We start from the raw sequence: 15473 nt of genomic DNA on the forward strand, positions 1-15473 counted from the left end.
TCGTGACGACGCGCGAGGCCCGACGTCAGCCGGCGGCCAGGGCGCGGTCGAGGAGGGGCAGCAGGCGGTCCCAATGCCGCCGCAGCGCGGAGGCGTCGAAGGCGTCGGTGTCGGCCATGGTGAAGCCGTGGACGGTGTCGGGGTAGACCTCGCAGGTGTACGCGACACCCGCGGCGCCGAGGGCTTCGCCGAGTTCGCCGATGGCCTCGGGCGACATGTCGTTCTCGGCGAGGCCGAGATGGACCTCGGCCGTGAGCCGGGAAACGAGGCGGTGCGGGCTGTCGGGTGCCTCGGTGACCAGAGGGCTGGGGTGGAACCCGGCGACGGCGGCCACCCGCCCGGGGTACGCCGCCGCGGTGCGCATCGCCAGGACGGCGCCCATGCAGTAGCCGACCACGGCGACCGGTCCGGCGGCGACCTCGGGCTGGGCGGCGAGGAAGCCGAGGTAGGCGTCGGCGTCACGCAGGGCGCGCTCGGTGGTGTGCGCCTCGATCAGGGGCATCACGCGGGCGAAGACCCCGGGGCGTTCCGCTTCCCCGATGTGCTCGGGAAGCTCGATCACCGGTGCGGGGCCGTGGCGGTAGTAGAGGTGGGGGACGAGCACGTAGTACCCGTGCCCGGCCAGTTCGCCGGCCATCTTCTCCAACACCGGCCGCGTACCGAAGGCGTCGGTGTACAGCAGCACCCCTGGGTGCCGCCCGCCACGGTCGGGGAAGGCGGCGAACGCGTCGGCCCGGCCGTCCGGGGTGGGGATCTGCAGCGTCTTCGTGGGCACGGCGGTTCTTCCTTCCATGGGCCGGCGCGTGTGCGCGGCCGTGGGGGTCGCGGTCGACCAGAGCTCGACTCGACGACCATACGATCACGGAGGTCCTCCCCCGAGTACCGGTCAGCGCGCACGCGTTGTCGGGACGGGAAGGATCGGAAGGATTGGACGGGGACGATGGGATGGGAAGGATTCGGACAGGAAAGATCGGACAGGAGCGATTGGGCAGGAATGAAGTGAACGGGCCGGGGTAGTCGCGGGTCACCGGCCCCTCAGAGACTCAAGGGCTGATCGGACAGGGAGGGAAACACATCACCATGGCGACCACCACGCAGGCTGTGACCGACAGCGAGCAACTGCCGGAGATCACCGCACCGCAGTCAGTGGCCCCGCAGGATGCCCGGGCCCTGTCGAAGCTGTTCTTCGGCCGGCTCGCCACGGTGGAGGAAGGCACCGCCGAGTACCAGTACGCGCGGAACACCCTGATCGAGATGAACATGTCGCTGGTCCGCTACGCGGCCGGCCGCTTCCGGAACCGGGCCGACGACATGGAGGACATCGTCCAGGTCGGCATGATCGGCCTGATCAAGGCCATCGACCGTTTCGAGCTGTCCCGCGACACCCAGTTCGCCACCTTCGCGGTGCCGTACATCGTCGGTGAGATCAAGCGGTTCTTCCGTGACACCTCCTGGGCGGTGCACGTCCCGCGCCGCCTGCAAGAAGCCCGCGTGGAGCTGGCCAAGGCCACGGAAGAGCTCAGCACGCGGCTCGGCCGGGCCCCCCGCGTCGCCGAACTGGCCGCCCTCATGAACCTGACCGAGGACGAGGTCGTCGAGGCCCAGGTGGCCTCCAACGGCTACAACTCCACCTCCCTGGACGCGGCCGTGCACGGTGACCCCGATGAGGGCGAGGCCGCCCTCGCGGACTTCATCGGCGAGGAGGACCCCGCGCTGGAGCTCGTGGAGAACTTCCACACGCTGGCTCCCCTGATCGCCGAACTCGACCAGCGCGACCGGGAGATCCTTCATCTGCGGTTCGTCGACGAGCTGACCCAGTCGCAGATCGGGGAGCACCTCGGCGTCTCGCAGATGCACGTGTCCCGGTTGCTGACCCGCACGCTGAAGCGCCTGCGCGCGGGCATGCTCACCCCTTCCGACTGACCTGCCCCTGTCCGGCGCGGGCCGCTCCTCAGGGGCGGCCCCGCCAGTCGAGGCACACGATCAGGGCGTCGTCGGCGGCGGCGGTCGGACCACGGTGGCCGGAGAGTTCATGGAGCACCGCGCGCGGGACCTGCGAGGGCGGCAGGAGCCGGGAGTTGGTCATCGCCCGGGTGAGCGCGCGCTCGCTGTAGCGCTCCCCCGTCGGCGACGCCACGTCGTACACCCCGTCGCTGACGAACAGGAGCCGGTCCCCTGGCTCGACCTGGAAGTGCTCCACGGTGTAGGGCGTGTCCTCGGCCATGCCGAGCGGGAGTTGCGCGTCCAGGTCGAAGGGCTCGGACCTGCCGTTGCGCACGCGCCACATCTTCGGGGAACCCGCGTCGATGATCTCCGTCTCTCCTGTGGTGAGGTCGAAGCGCAGGAGCAGCACGGAGAGGTGGACGGCGCCCTGGTAGTGCCCGTAGACGGCCTGGTCGGCCAGGCACGCCTGGTCGCTCAGCGAGAGTCCGGCGCGGCGGGCGTTGCGCAGCGCGTTGATGGCCAGGCTGGTGAGCAGGGCGGCTTCGATGCCCTCGCCCATGCCGTTGGTGACGGTGAGCGTGAGGTGGTCGGCGGAGGCCGACCAGTCGAAGTTGTCGCCGTAGATGGCGTAGGCCGGTTCGAGCTGGGCGCCGATGTCGTACTCGGGGCGGGAGCAGGAACGGCCGGGCAGCAGCTGCCACTGCATCTCGGCGGCGAGGGTGAGCCGGTCGGCGCGCCGCGCCTGGAGATAGAGATCGGTGTCGCGCTCGGCCACGACGATCTCGTGGCCGAGGACCTCCGCCACGTCGGCGAGTTCACGCACGCTCGCGGGGTCGCAGGCCTCGGCCGGCAGCCGGACGCTGAGGATGCCGATGCGGTCGCCGCGCACGCTCACGGGGAGGTGGGCGGTGTGCGGCTCCCCGGGGCGCCGTCCTCGATGTACGGCTCCTGCGCCCCGAAGGCCCGGCCGGGGGCGCTGGTGTGGATCGGTACGGGGGCCGCCGTGTACGGGAGGGCGTTGACCGGTTGGAGTATGGTCATCGCGTAATCGGCCATGAGCAGGTCGACCTTGCGGGCCATGTAGTGGACGGTGAGCGCGTCCTGCACTGCTTCGAGAAGAGCGTGCGGTGCGGAGTGGCGCAGCGCGCGCTCCACAGCCATGAATCTGTCCACCGGTCGGGTTCCACCTGTTCCTGTTCGGAATGAGACTGCGAGGGTTCGAGACGAGTTCGGGACGTGAGTCCGTGACGAGAGTGCGAGAAGGAGCCGAGGGCCTGCCATGCCTCAGCGACTGACAGGGCCACTGCGAAGTGTCACAGTTGAGGGCATGGATTCCGAAACTTCCGTCAGGGGCGACCAGGATGCGGCCGCGCATGCTGCCCGGGAAGTCATCGAAGTGCTTGAGGTGCTGTGGAGCAGGGGCAGGGACATCACTCCGACAGCACCGGTGTCGTCGTCGCAGCTGCGTGTGCTGTACGCCCTGGACGGCGCTCAGGGGATCAACCTGCGGACGCTCGGTGAGTTCTTGGGATCGGCGCCGTCCTCGGTGAGTCGTATGTGTGATCGCCTTCACGCTCTGGGCTTCATCGAGCGGTCCCTCAGCCCGGCCAGCCGCCGTGAGCTCGAACTGCGTTTGTCGAGCCGGGGAGAAAATTACCTCAACGAGCTGCGGGCCCGCCGTGAGAGCGCCCTGCTGGAAGCCATCTCGGCGATGCGGCCCGCGGAACGCTCCGCCCTGGTGAAGGGCCTGAGCGGCTTCCACCGTGCGGTGGAGCACACCGCGCCGGGGCGCACACCGGCGGGCGGCCGGCCGGTCGAGACCGCCTGAAGCACCGTGCGGCCGCCCGTGGGGTGTGCGGTGACAGTGAGCTGGAACACATGGGTTTACTTTCGACGCTCCCAGGTACACACGGAGGTTTGTGGAGGGTCGACCCCTGCGAGGTTCGGGTGCGTTCAGCGTCGCGGCGTGGCCGGTGGTCGGACCTGGGCGGTGACGGCGCAGCTCAAAGGCCAGTTGACGCGAGATCACGGTCCGCCTTCTGAAGATCGCCTCCCTCGGCTAACATTTGCCGTGCGACAACAATTGCTAAGGTGGATGGAATGAACACCAGTGAGTCCGAGGCCCGGTTGCGCGTCAGCACGGCCCTGCGCGAGCAGGGCGAGAAGGTGGCCGACCGGTGGGTGCAACTCCAGTCGGAACAGGCCATCCAGGAGACGGGCATCACCGAGGCGGAGCTGAACGAGGAAGCCGACTCCTTGGTCGAGGCGCTGCTCGCCGGCCTGGAGACCGACATCCCGGTGCAGAACGTGGTCACCACGCACCCCGGCCTGCGCCAGGCCGTCACGGACCTGTCGATGCGCCGCGCGCGCGGCGGAGCGACCCCCACGGCGACATCGCCGACCATACTGGCGCTCAAGGAGGCGCTGCTGGAAGCGGTGCAGTCCGATACGCGCGACGTCACCGCGCTCTACCACGCGGCGCTGTTCATCAACCGGCTGCTCGACACCGCGGGCGCGATGTCCTTCGAGATCTACGTGGAGGGCCGCGAGGAGATCATCCGGCGCCAGAGCCGTCAGCTCCTGGAGGTGTCCACCCCCGTGGTGCGCATCTGGGACCGGGTCCTCGCCGTGCCGCTGATCGGGACGCTCGACACGACCCGCACGCAGGTGGTGATGGAGAACCTGCTGGAGGCCATCGAGCGGGACGAGGCGCAGGTCGCGATCATCGACATCACGGGTGTGCCGACGGTGGACACGGCGGTCGCGCACCACCTGATGCAGACGGTCAACGCCGTCCGGCTGATGGGCGCCGACTGTGTGATCAGTGGCATCCGCCCGCCGATCGCCCAGATCATCGCGCAGCTCGGCATCGACCTGTCGGCCATCCTGACGCGGGCGACGCTGGCGGACGCCCTGGCCGCCGCGATCCCGTTGCTCACGGATCAGCCGGTCCACCAGTCCTCGCTTGTGAACGTGCGGTGAGCGGCGGCTTGAGCGGCGTCCCGATCCTGCGACTCGGTGATGTGCTGGTCACCGGCCTGCTCAACGAGCTCGACGACAAAGTCGCGGTCGCGTTCACCGAGGAGTTGACGGAGCGCATCGTCGCCGACCGGGCGCGGGCCGTTCTCATCGACATCTCGCGGCTGGAGATCATCGACTCGTTCGTGGCCCGTACGCTCATGGAACTGACCACGACGGCACGTCTGCTGGGAGCGAGGGTCATAGTGGCCGGTATGCGACCCGCGGTCGCGATCACTCTGGTGGAGCTGGGGCTGCAACTGTCCGGTGTGGAGACCACCCTCAACGCCGAGCAGGGCATGATCGCGTTGGGTTGGCAGCCGGCCTCCCGACCCCCAAAGGGGGGCCCCGTTGACCCTCTACGGTGACCTCGAAGAGACGCCGGCCCTCTCCTCCCCCACGCGCGCCGAGAGCCACTCGGAGAGCGACGGCCTCCACGCCGTCCACGCCATCCGGGCCGAGGAGGACCTGCTGACGGCGCGGCACGCGGTGCGGGAAGCGACCCTGCGGGCGGGCTTCGGACTCGTGGACCAGACGCGCGTCGTCACGGCCGCGAGTGAACTGGCCCGCAACGCCTATGTGCACGGCGGCGGCGGCACCCTCACCCTGGAGGTCGTGCAGCAGAGCGGTCGCCGGGGCCTGAAGCTCGTGGTGAGCGATCAGGGGCCGGGTATCGCCGACATCGAGCAGGCGTTCACGGACGGTTTCACCACCGGTGCGGGCCTCGGGCACGGTCTGGGTGGTGCGCGGCGCCTCATGGACGAGTTCCACGTGTGGTCCTCGCCCGGCCGCGGCACGACCGTGACCGCCGTGCGCTGGAACGGACGCGGGTGAACAGCAGCGTAGCGGCCCGTACTCTGCACATCGACATCGACCATCCGAGCGCTGTGCAGAGTGCGGCCGACCATGCCCGCTCCCTGGCGGTCGCCTGCGAGATGCGGGGCGTGCTGCCCGACCGGGCGGCCGTTCTCGCGAGCGAGTTGGCCAGCAACATCGTCAAACACGCCCGTAACGGCGCCGTGTTCGTCCACCAAGCGCCGCTCGGCGGCGGCCTGGACGTCATGGCCGTCGACAGCGGCCCCGGCATGTCCGACATCGGCCTGAGCCTCAGGGACGGGTACAGCACCACCCGGACGATCGGCGCGGGCCTGGGTGCCGCGCGCCGGATCGCCACGGACTTCGCCATCCGCTCCCAGGCGGGGCTCGGCACGCTCGTCCACGCCCGCCTCGCGGGGCCGGACACCCCGCCGTCCCCGGCGTCTCCGGGGGCGCTGGCGGCCCTGTGTCTGCCCGCCGACGGTGAGGACGCGAGCGGCGACGGGTACGCCGTCACCGAAGACTCCGGAGTCCGGACGGCGTTGGTGATCGACGGTCTCGGCCACGGCCCCGAGGCCGCCATGGCGGCCCAGCGTGCCGAGCGTACGTTCCTGGTGGACCCGGCGGCCCCGCTGGCGGACATCATGGCCGCACTGCACAAGGCGCTGCGGCACACGCGCGGCGCCGCCGTGGCCGCGCTGCGCATCGCCGCCGGACGGGCCGAGTTCTGCGGGGTGGGCAATGTCCGCGCCGTGGCGCTCTCCCCCGAAGGCGTACACCACCAGTTCAACGGGCAGGCGGGGATCGTCGGGTACACCCTCCCCACGCCCAGGAGCCGGTTCGTGGACCTGTCCGAGCACACCACCGTGGCCGTGCACACGGACGGGATCGACCACCGGTGGACGCAGGCCCCCACCGCCGCGCGACTCACGCTGCCTCCGGCGCTCCTGGCCGCCTCCTTGACCCACACCCATCGCCGGCGTCGTGACGACGCCACCGTTCTTGCCCTTGGCCCCCACCCGGGAATGAGATGACCCGCGAAACCTTCCGTACGCTCACGGCTCTGCGGCACACCGTGCGCAGCATCGCCCTGGGGCACCGGTTGCCCGCCGACGACCGGGCGCGCCTCGTCCTGTCGCTGAGCGAGGTGGCCGCCCCGGCCCTGGGTGGCGGCCGCCCCGTCACCTTGCTGAGCGGACGCGAGACGGACGAGGACGGCGCCCATCGGCTGACGCTGGCGCTGCGCCTGCCGCAGCAGAACTCCGTCCCCGTCGTGGTGCCGGAGCGGCTGCCGCTGCGCGCGCGGACCGGGCCGGACGGCACGATCGTGTGGAACCTCCCGCTGCCGGCCACCGGCGCGCACGGCCACGCGGTGCCCGGCATCGGGCAGCAGGCGTGCCGTTCCGCGGCCCCCTCCGCCGCGGCGGCGCAGAGCACCGAGGCGGACATCGCGCTCCTGGAGGAAGAGCTCCGCGCGGCGCTGGCCCGCGCCGACGCCCTGGCGGACGAACACCGCATGCTCAAGCACGAACTGGCCGAGACCAACAGCGGGGTCCTCGCCCTGTACGTACAGCTGGAGGAGCGCGACGAGCAGCTGCGGACGGCGCACGGCCGCACCCTGCGCGCCCTGGAGGACGCGCTGCGCCCCAGACCCCTGCACGTCGACGGCCTGGAGCTGGCCGTGCACTACGCCCCGGCGAGCGACGAGGCGCCCACCGGCGGGGACCTGTACGACTGGTTCACCCTCCCGGACGGCACGGTCCACATCACCGTCGTCGACGCGCTCGGCCACGGCATCACCAGTACGCGCACCGCCTTGACCGTCACTCACGCGGTGCGCACCCTCGCCCTGGAAGGGCACCCGCTGGAAAGCATCGTGGCGCGTACCGACAGCATCCTCGCGCCCTTCGACCAGAACGTCATGGCCACCCTGCTGCTGGCCCGGCTGAACCTCGCCGACGGGCAGCTCGCCTTGGCCAACGGCAGCCATCCGCCCGCCCTCCTCGCCCATCGCGACGGCACCGCGAGCTATCTGGAGGTGCGCGGGCGGGGCGTCGGCTTCCCTATGCCCGGCAGCGACCGGGTCCTGACGGCGACGATGGAGCCCGACGACGTCCTGCTGCTCTACACCGACGGTCTCACCGAGAGCCGCCGGGACCCGTGCGAGGGCGAGGCCCGGCTCAAAGAGGCCCTGTGCCGCCACCGCGCACGCCCGACCGAGCAGATCCCCGGCCTGCTGGCCAAAGATCTGCTCAGCGACGTCCTCCACCAGGACGACACGCTGGCGATCGCGGTGCGGCGTACGACGGCGTGAAGGCCTGAGGGTCTGAGGGCAGGGCGGTGAAGACAGCGCGTGCACGGGGTGGCGCGTACGAGGAAGGGGCGGCAGGGCAGATCATCGGTGCCGTGGACACCAACCGGTGCGACTCGCGGCGGCTTCCCGCAGCCGGGCGGCGTGCTCCGTGGCGGAGAGAGGGACCGATGAGGCGGCTGGCAGGGCGGACGGATCACGTGGTGGTCGTCGGGGCCGGTCTGGCCGGGCTCTCCGCCACGCTGCACCTGCTGGGCGCGGGGCGGCGGGTCACGCTGGTCGAGCGGGGCCGGGAGCCCGGCGGCCGGGCCGGACTGCTTGAGCGGGGCGGGTACCGCATGGACACCGGGCCCACCGTCCTGACCATGCCGGAGCTGGCGGAGGAGGCGTTCGCCGCGGTGGGCGACAGCCTCGCCGACCGCGTGGAACTCCTTGCGCTCCACCCCGCCTACCGCGCGCGGTTCGCCGACGGGAGCACTCTGGACGTCCACACCGGGGCGGAGGCGATGGAAGCCGAGGTGGAGCGCTTCGCCGGGGCGCGGGAAGCGCTCGGCTACCGGCGGCTGCGCGCCTGGCTGAGCCGTCTTCACCAGGTGCAGATGCGCCGGTTCATCGACGCCAACTTCGACTCCCCGGCGGCGCTGCTGACTCCGGACCTCGCCCGCCTGGCGGCACTCGGCGGCTTCGGCCGGCTGGACGCCCGCGTCGGGCGCTTCCTCTCCGACGAGCGGCTGCGCCGCGTCTTCACCTTCCAGGCGCTGTACGCGGGCGTGCCCCCGGCCCGCGCCCTGGCCGCGTACGCCGTCATCGCCTACATGGACACCGTCGCCGGTGTCCACTTCCCGCGGGGCGGGATGCACGCCCTGCCGCGCGCCATGGTGGCCGCCGCCTCCGCCGCCGGCGGCGACCTCCGCTTCGGGCAGGACGTGGCGCGGCTCGAACGCTGCGGGGGCCGCGTCACGGCCGTCGTCACCGACCGGGAACGCATTCCGTGCGACGCCGTCGTCCTGACCCCTGATCTCCCGGTCGCCTACCGCCTACTGGGGCGGGAGCCGCGCCGTGCCCTGCCGCTGCGCCACTCCCCGTCGGCCGTCGTCCTGCACGTCGGCACCGACCGCACGTGGCCCCAGCTGGCCCATCACACGCTCTCGTTCGGTGCGGCCTGGAAGCGCACCTTCCACGAACTGACGCGCGGCGGCACCCTCATGTCCGACCCGTCGCTCCTGATCACCCGGCCCACGGCCACCGACCCCTCTCTCGCACCGCCGGGCCGCCATCTGCACTACGTCCTGGCGCCCTGCCCCAACACCCGCGTCGGCCCCGACGCCCGGGCGTGGCACGACCTCGCGCCGCGCTACCGGGACAGTCTCCTGGCCGAGCTGGAGCGGCGCGGGCTCGACGGCATCGCCTCCGCCGTCGAGGAGGAGTGCGTGGTGACGCCCGCGGACTGGGCCGCTCAGGGACACGCCGCCGGTACTCCGTTCTCCGCCGCGCACACCTTCGCCCAGACCGGTCCGTTCCGCCCGCGCAATCTCGTACGCGGGGTCGAGAACGTCGTCCTCGCCGGTTGCGGCACCACCCCGGGCGTCGGCGTGCCGACCGTCCTGATCTCGGGGAAGCTGGCCGCGGCACGCGTCACCGGCCCGCCGCGGGCCGTGCCCGCACGCCTTGGGCTCCCCATCGACACGAAGGGCACCGCCGCTCCATGACCGCCCGGGAACTCGACAGCGCGGGCATCACCGATCCGGCCCTGCGTGCCGCGTACGCGTACTGCCGTCGGCTCAACGCACGGCACGGCAAGACGTACTTTCTCGCCACCCGCCTCCTGCCCGTCGAGCGCAGATCCGCCGTGCACGCCCTGTACGGGTTCGCCCGCTGGGCGGACGACATCGTCGACGATCTCGACTCCACGGCCACGGCGGGCGAGCGGGCCGCGGCCCTGCGCCTGCTCCAGCTGGATTTGGAGAGCGGGCTGCGCGCGGGGACCAGCGCCGACCCGGTGGTGGCGGCGCTCGCCGACACGGCCGCCCGTTACGCCATCGAGCCGCGGCTCTTCACGGACTTCATGGCCTCGATACGGCTGGACCTGGAGGTCACCGAGTACGCGCGCTACGAGGACCTGCGGCGGTACATGCACGGTTCCGCGGCGGTCATCGGGCTTCAGATGCTGCCCGTCCTCGGCACGGTCGTCCCCCGCGAGGAGGCTGCCCCGCACGCGGCCGCGCTCGGCGTGGCCTTCCAACTGACCAACTTCCTGCGGGATGTCGGGGAGGATTTGGACCGCGGCCGGGTCTACCTGCCCCTGGACCTGCTGGCCGCGCACGGCGTCGACCGCGCCCTGCTGCGGTGGAGCAGGGACAGCGGGCGGCGCGATCGGCGCATCACCGCGGCCCTGCGGGACGCCGCCGCGCTCACGCGGGGCGTGTACGGCGAGGCGGCGGGCGGTCTCCCGCTGCTCGACCCCGTCTCGCGGCCGTGTATCCGCACCGCCTTCGTGCTGTACGGCGCGATTCTCGACGCCATCGCGGACGACGGCTTCGCGGTGCTGCACCGCCGGGCCGTGGTGCCCCGCCGCCGACGGGCCGCGGTCGCGTGCGACGGCCTGGTCCGGCTCGCCCTCGCCCGGGTCCGCGCGCCGTCCACGGGTGGCGCGGTCACCGGCTCGCCCGGCTCGGCGCCGCCCCGGCCCGGGCTCCGTACGGGCGGGGTACGCGACCGGCAGCCCTGGAGGGAGACCGTATGACCTCCGGACGTTCTCCTGGCACCGGCCGCTACCCGTTGAGGTTCCGTCGCCGCCCCGTCCCCTGGGAGCGGCAGCGCCCCACCTGGCGGGAGGCGAAACCCGCCGTGATCTCCGCGGCGCTCAAGCGCGCGCAGGCCCGGCCGTCGGGCAACTGGTATGTGCTGGGGGGCAGTCGGGGCATCACGTCCGAGCGTTCACTCGGTCTGTCCGTGGCGGGCACGGAGGTCGTCGCGTGGCGCGACGCGGCGGGTGCCGTGCGGGCCGGCCCGGTGTCTGTCCTCATCTCGGGGCGCCCTTGCAGGACAGCCCGCTGCGGTGCGGCACCCTCGTCTGCCACTGGCACGGGCTCGCTCTCGACGGCTCGGCGCGCGCTGGCTGGGAACCGTACCCGGCTTACGACGACGGGGTCCTGACCTGGGTCCGGCTGGACGCGGTGGGCGGTGAAGAGCCGCTGGAGCGGCCCGTGGTGCCCGTCCGTCCGCGGCCGGCCGAGAGCGTGTCGGCGATCTGCTCGGTGACCGGGCGCTGCGAGCCCGAGGACGTCGTCGCCAACCGGCTGGACCCGTGGCACGGCGCCTGGTTCCATCCGTACGCGTTCGTCGACCTCCGTGTCGTGGAGGCGCCGGGTCCCGAGGACGACGACGCACGCGACCGCTTCGCGGTGGACGTGTCCTTCAAGGTGGCCGGGCGGGTGGTGGTACCGGTGCGGGCGGTCTTCACGGCTCCCGGGCCCCGCACCGTCGTCATGCGCATCGCCGAGGGCGAGGGAACGGGTTCCGTCGTGGAAACCCATGCCACGCCGCTGGCGCCGGACGCGGAGGGGTGCCCGCGTACCGCCGTGACCGAGGCGGTGGTGGCCGCGTCCGGTCGGCGAGGCTTCGCTTTCGCACGGTCCGTGGCACCGGTGCTGCGTCCCGTGATGCGGGCGGCGGCCGGGCGGTTGTGGCGCGATGACATCGCGTACGCCGAGCGGCGCTGGGAGCTGCGGAACAGCGGGCGGTTCCCGGGCTGAACCCTCGTCCCGCCCTCACGTCCCGTACGGCCGGTTCAGTCGCCGAACAGTTGGTTCAGTGCGCGCAGGGCCGGGGTCCTGCCCCTGGGCGGAACCGTCCACAGTGTCTGTCCCCGCAGACCCCAGCGTTCGAGCAGGGCGTTCGCCGCGAGGAATCCTGTCGTCGCCGCCCGTTCCATCAACGCCACCGGCAGATCGCTGCGCACGATGTCGCCCGCCACCGTGACAGCCGGGTCCGGTGTCCCTACCGTCGGCCTGGTCCGGTAGCCGCCGACGGGGAAGAGCGGGCAGTCGGCGTGCCATTCGTGGCGGGCGTCGACGATCCGGGCGTCACGGGTCTCCGGGTAGAGCCGGTGCAGTTGGGCCGACAGGCTTCGCTGCTCCGCCGCCCGGTCCGCGGCCGGGTCGACGGCGTACGCGTGCAGTTCGACGACCGAGCCTCCCGTGCGGGCCGACCAGCGGGCCGCCTCGCCCTCCCAGCGTTCCAGCACGCTGACGTTGTCGAGGGAGCCGTAACCGCTCGTACCCAGGAAGCCGGGCCGGTCGAGGGCTACAGGGCGATCGAGCCAGAGCCGGGAGACGAGGAAGGGCGGCGCGGTCGCGAGGCCCATGATCCGCGCCCGCCACACGGCGTCGTCGACGAACAGCGGCGACTGTCCCACGACGCTGCGGAGGCCCTTGACGTCCAGGGCGAGGACGACGGCGTCGCAGTGCTGTTCGCCGTCCCCGGTGACGACGTGGAAGCCGCCATGTCGCGCGGGCTCCACCTGCTCGACGGCCCGGCCGGTGCGGATGTCGGCCCGGTGGCCGGTGAGACAGCGGGCGAGCGGGTCCCACAGCGCGGCCGGGAACGGTTCTCGCGGCACGTCGAACAGCAGGCCCTCGCTGGAGCCGAGGAAGTAGATGTGGAACATCAGGGCGAGCTCGGCCGCGGAGAGGCGGTGCGGGTCGGCGAAGAAGCTGCGGGAGAACACCTCGAACGCCAAATGGTGGGCCGCTCGGGGGAATCGGATCCGCTCCAGGAACTCCCAGGCGCTGAGGTGGTCGAGCCGCCGGTAGATGTCGGGCACGCGTACGTCCAGCAGGGGCAGCGCGGCGCGGGGGTTCATGCGCGTCAGGTCGCGCCAGCTGAACGTGGGGCTGAGGGCCGCGAAGCCGAGGGCGCTCCACGGAGGGGTGCGCGGCACCCGCGCGAAGCTGTCCTGGAGGCCTCCGCTGTGCCGGAGCGGGTAGTCCGCCAGGCCGCGCAGCATGTGCAGGGCGGGGTCGGCGCGGCGCAGGAGGCCGCGCAGGTTGTAGTACTGGCGGAAGAAGGCGTGGAAGCCGCGGCTCATGGTGACCGCGGAGCCGTCGGCCAGTTCCTCGGGCCAGCCCCTGAGCCGACCTCCGAGCTGGTGCTCCCGCTCGTACACCGTCACATGGACGCCGCGCTCCGCCAGTGCGGTCGCGGCGGCGAGGCCCGCGATGCCGCCGCCGATGACGGCGACGCGGGGCGCGGTGCCAAAGACGCGGGACGCGCCTTGCGGGCCGTGTACGACGCGTGCGCGCCGGTCGCGTCCGTGGCGGGCGCCGCTGCTGGCGGGGGCGGCGGTCGCGCGGCCGTTCATCGCCCGGCGCCCGGGGCCGAGGCGGTCACGGTGTGCACGATGCCGGTCTGCCGGCCGGGCATCGGCAGGACGCGCACCTCGCGGAAGCCCGTGCGCCGTACCCGCGCGGCGAAGGCGGCCGCCGTGTCGAAGTCGACGACGCTGCGGAACAGGTGCCGGTAGAGGCGGCGGTCGCCGGTCAGTGTGCCGACGGGCAGCACCACGCCGTTGCACACGGCGGTCCACACCGCGCGGTCGAGCGTCCGGCCGCTGAGCGTGTACTCGTGTACGCCCAACCGGCCCCGGGGGGCGAGCGGTTCGCGCGCCGCGGTGAGCACCGTGTCCGGGTCGGCGAGGTTACGGAAGAGGTAGGCGGCGAAGACCGCGTCGAAGGGGCCCTCGACCCCGGTCCGGTGCGGGCTCTCGGCCACCGCGTGGACGAAGCGCACCCCGGACGGCCACCGCTTGGCCGCGGCCCGCTCCAGCATGCCGCGCGAGGCGTCCACCGCGACGATCTCGGCGAGGGGAGCCGCGCGCAGGAGGGCGGCGGTGGACGCCCCGGTGCCGCAGCCGAGGTCGAGGACGCGCAGCCCGGCGCCGCCGTCCGGCAGTCCGCGGCGCCGGGCGGAGCGCCGCAGGTGGGCGTGGTAACCGGGGTTGGCGGCCACGAGGCGGTCGTAGGTGCGGGCGGCGTGGTCGAACGCGGTGGAGAGGGTTTCGTCGCGCAGCAGCGTCATCTCTGCGTCTCTTTCGGTTCGTTCTGTTCGGTCGGGTCGCCCGGCGGTGCGGTGGTGGTGGCGCGGCTCGGCGACCGGGGCAGCCGGGGTACTCGCGGCAGCCGGGGCAGTTCCGCGACGGTTCGGAGCATGGGGCGGACGGGTGTGCGCAGGCCGATCCGAAAGTCCTCGTCCCACCGGGTGCGCCCGTCGAGGAACCGCAGCAGCCGTGCCATCGGGACCGTGCGGAACAGGCCGGTGAAGAACGCCGCTCCGTCCACGCGCCCGGAGTCCAGGGCACGCAGCATGACGGCATCCATCGCCAGGGCACGCCGCGCGTGGGCCGGTGGGGGCACGGGCGTACGACCGCGGTGGTACGCGCTCGCGATGGCGCGCGCCTGCCGTTGCACTGCCGCGAAGGTGTAGCCGGTCGAAGGCCGCGTCGCCCCGCCCGCGGTACCGATACGGAAGACCGAACGGCCGGTCCGGCGGGGGAAGCGCGCGTCGGTCATGGGGATGACGCCCTGCTCGACACGGACCACTTCGAAGCGGCTGATACCGAGCCGCTGCGTCACATGGCCGCGCAGCGCTTCGTCGTACGCGCGTTCGTCGAGGGCGGCGCGGGAGAACTCCGTGTATTCGACGAGGGCGTCGTACGGAGTCATGGGCAGCACGTACGCGAAGGACAGGCCGTGTGCGGGCTGTGGGGTGCGGAAGTCCATCAGGTCCGCGAGGCGCGGTTCGAAGACGGGCCGGTCCGTGCGGACGAACCAGCCGCGGAAGTGCTGGAGGAGGGTGGTCCGGGCGGGTGGCAGCGTGCGGAGCGGGCGTGAGTCGAACACCCATCTGGCGCGCAGTGCCAGCGATTCGCCCTGCGGGGTGACTCCGCGTACCTCCGCTCCCCCGCTCAGGTCGCGCACGTCGTCGACCTCGGCCTCCAGGCGCCGCACGCGCGGCTCGCGGTCCAGGCGCGTCGTGACCAGTTCCTCGAAGGAGCTGGAGCGGAGCATCTTGTAACGCAGCGGGGCCGGGGAGCCGACCACGGCTGTTCCATCGGGAGCGCGCACGCGCAGGGTGTCCCAGGCGCCGGACAGTGCCATGTCGAACTCGCCGTCGCGCGCCTCCCAGAAACACCAGGTCCGTTCGGGCGGCCGGGCGGGGCCGCGCGGAGCGTCGATGAGCACGATCGAGGGGCACGTATGTCCGGGTGGGGCGGCGCGGAGCCGGTAGGCCAGGGAGAGCCCGGCCGCGCCGGCGCCCACGATGGCGATCTCCGCGTCGTTCATGCCACCCCTCGTTCGTCGCTTCTCGTGCGTCTCTTTTTGTG

At 72.4% G+C, this 15473-nt stretch carries 13 protein-coding genes and 2 pseudogenes; 10 read left to right on the forward strand and 5 right to left on the reverse strand.

The genetic code is table 11. From position 1 onward, the window contains the following. Nucleotides 1-25: 25 nt before the first annotated feature. Nucleotides 26-775 carry a dienelactone hydrolase family protein gene (locus ACOBQB_RS13475; RefSeq protein ID WP_423591721.1) on the reverse strand — a complete coding sequence of 250 codons (750 nt, stop codon included), beginning with the start codon at nucleotides 773-775 and terminating at the stop codon, nucleotides 26-28. A gap of 305 nt (nucleotides 776-1080) precedes the next feature. Here ACOBQB_RS13475 and ACOBQB_RS13480 point away from each other — a divergent pair, with 305 nt between their 5' ends. After that, entirely contained in the window at nucleotides 1081-1923 is an 843-nt protein-coding gene (locus ACOBQB_RS13480; protein ID WP_423591723.1) for an RNA polymerase sigma factor SigF, read from the forward strand. 28 nt (nucleotides 1924-1951) lie between these two features. Here ACOBQB_RS13480 and ACOBQB_RS13485 read toward each other — a convergent pair. After that, nucleotides 1952-3117, reverse strand: a pseudogene (locus ACOBQB_RS13485) (PP2C family protein-serine/threonine phosphatase). A 154-nt stretch (nucleotides 3118-3271) separates the two neighbouring features. Between ACOBQB_RS13485 and ACOBQB_RS13490 the strand changes: the two are divergent. The 9 genes and pseudogenes from ACOBQB_RS13490 to ACOBQB_RS13530 all read left to right on the forward strand — a co-directional run bounded on the left by ACOBQB_RS13490 (nucleotide 3272) and on the right by ACOBQB_RS13530 (nucleotide 11844). Continuing rightward, on the forward strand, nucleotides 3272-3772 hold the full coding sequence (locus ACOBQB_RS13490) for a MarR family winged helix-turn-helix transcriptional regulator (protein WP_423591725.1): 501 nt from the start codon (nucleotides 3272-3274) through the stop codon (nucleotides 3770-3772). Nucleotides 3773-4044: 272 nt separating this feature from the next. Further along, nucleotides 4045-4926 (forward strand): STAS domain-containing protein, encoded by an 882-nt coding sequence (locus ACOBQB_RS13495; RefSeq protein ID WP_423591726.1) that lies wholly within the window; start codon nucleotides 4045-4047, stop codon nucleotides 4924-4926. Nucleotides 4927-4934: 8 nt separating this feature from the next. Beyond that, complete coding sequence (locus ACOBQB_RS13500) at nucleotides 4935-5330, forward strand: STAS domain-containing protein (RefSeq protein WP_423591727.1); 396 nt, start codon at nucleotides 4935-4937, stop codon at nucleotides 5328-5330. Next, complete coding sequence (locus ACOBQB_RS13505; RefSeq protein WP_423591729.1) at nucleotides 5314-5796, forward strand: anti-sigma regulatory factor; 483 nt, start codon at nucleotides 5314-5316, stop codon at nucleotides 5794-5796. The genes ACOBQB_RS13500 and ACOBQB_RS13505 overlap by 17 nt, the downstream gene beginning before the upstream one ends. Then, nucleotides 5793-6812 (forward strand): SpoIIE family protein phosphatase, encoded by a 1020-nt coding sequence (locus tag ACOBQB_RS13510; RefSeq protein WP_423591731.1) that lies wholly within the window; start codon nucleotides 5793-5795, stop codon nucleotides 6810-6812. Before ACOBQB_RS13505 ends, ACOBQB_RS13510 begins: the two co-directional genes overlap by 4 nt. Then, nucleotides 6809-8092, forward strand: a complete 1284-nt coding sequence (locus ACOBQB_RS13515) for a PP2C family protein-serine/threonine phosphatase (RefSeq protein WP_423591733.1) — start codon at nucleotides 6809-6811, stop codon at nucleotides 8090-8092. Before ACOBQB_RS13510 ends, ACOBQB_RS13515 begins: the two co-directional genes overlap by 4 nt. A gap of 167 nt (nucleotides 8093-8259) precedes the next feature. Continuing rightward, entirely contained in the window at nucleotides 8260-9798 is a 1539-nt protein-coding gene (locus ACOBQB_RS13520) for a phytoene desaturase (protein WP_423591735.1), read from the forward strand. Then, the gene (locus ACOBQB_RS13525; RefSeq protein WP_423591737.1) at nucleotides 9795-10832 is read left to right on the forward strand and encodes a phytoene/squalene synthase family protein; all 1038 of its coding nucleotides are present in this window, start codon (nucleotides 9795-9797) and stop codon (nucleotides 10830-10832) included. Before ACOBQB_RS13520 ends, ACOBQB_RS13525 begins: the two co-directional genes overlap by 4 nt. Beyond that, a pseudogene (locus ACOBQB_RS13530) lies at nucleotides 10829-11844 on the forward strand (DUF5914 domain-containing protein). Before ACOBQB_RS13525 ends, ACOBQB_RS13530 begins: the two are co-directional and overlap by 4 nt. 35 nt (nucleotides 11845-11879) lie before the next feature. On the opposite strand, the gene ACOBQB_RS13535 reads toward ACOBQB_RS13530, so the two are convergent. Genes ACOBQB_RS13535 through ACOBQB_RS13545 form a run of 3 tightly spaced genes read right to left on the reverse strand, consistent with a single transcriptional unit; the run spans nucleotide 11880 to nucleotide 15432 of the window. Beyond that, nucleotides 11880-13451: an FAD-dependent oxidoreductase gene (locus ACOBQB_RS13535; protein WP_423591739.1), complete on the reverse strand. Its 1572-nt coding sequence runs from the start codon at nucleotides 13449-13451 to the stop codon at nucleotides 11880-11882. Next, entirely contained in the window at nucleotides 13448-14167 is a 720-nt protein-coding gene (locus ACOBQB_RS13540) for a class I SAM-dependent methyltransferase (protein WP_423591740.1), read from the reverse strand. Before ACOBQB_RS13540 ends, ACOBQB_RS13535 begins: the two co-directional genes overlap by 4 nt. Further along, entirely contained in the window at nucleotides 14164-15432 is a 1269-nt protein-coding gene (locus tag ACOBQB_RS13545; protein ID WP_423591742.1) for a lycopene cyclase family protein, read from the reverse strand. Before ACOBQB_RS13545 ends, ACOBQB_RS13540 begins: the two co-directional genes overlap by 4 nt. Nucleotides 15433-15473: the final 41 nt, after the last annotated feature.

Origin of the sequence: Streptomyces sp. G5(2025) (genome assembly GCF_049542075.1) — a bacterium.
Lineage (GTDB): Bacteria > Actinomycetota > Actinomycetes > Streptomycetales > Streptomycetaceae > Streptomyces.

What these genes read in the sequence shown, in the direction of transcription:
- ACOBQB_RS13480 (WP_423591723.1), top strand. Translation starts at nt 1,081, where the DNA reads ATGGCGACCACCACGCAGGCTGTGACCGACAGCGAGCAACTGCCGGAG.
- ACOBQB_RS13490 (WP_423591725.1), top strand. Translation starts at nt 3,272, where the DNA reads ATGGATTCCGAAACTTCCGTCAGGGGCGACCAGGATGCGGCCGCGCAT.
- ACOBQB_RS13495 (WP_423591726.1), top strand. Translation starts at nt 4,045, where the DNA reads ATGAACACCAGTGAGTCCGAGGCCCGGTTGCGCGTCAGCACGGCCCTG.
- ACOBQB_RS13515 (WP_423591733.1), top strand. Translation starts at nt 6,809, where the DNA reads ATGACCCGCGAAACCTTCCGTACGCTCACGGCTCTGCGGCACACCGTG.
- ACOBQB_RS13520 (WP_423591735.1), top strand. Translation starts at nt 8,260, where the DNA reads ATGAGGCGGCTGGCAGGGCGGACGGATCACGTGGTGGTCGTCGGGGCC.
- ACOBQB_RS13525 (WP_423591737.1), top strand. Translation starts at nt 9,795, where the DNA reads ATGACCGCCCGGGAACTCGACAGCGCGGGCATCACCGATCCGGCCCTG.
- ACOBQB_RS13535 (WP_423591739.1), bottom strand. Translation starts at nt 13,451, where the DNA reads ATGAACGGCCGCGCGACCGCCGCCCCCGCCAGCAGCGGCGCCCGCCAC.
- ACOBQB_RS13540 (WP_423591740.1), bottom strand. Translation starts at nt 14,167, where the DNA reads ATGACGCTGCTGCGCGACGAAACCCTCTCCACCGCGTTCGACCACGCC.
- ACOBQB_RS13545 (WP_423591742.1), bottom strand. Translation starts at nt 15,432, where the DNA reads ATGAACGACGCGGAGATCGCCATCGTGGGCGCCGGCGCGGCCGGGCTC.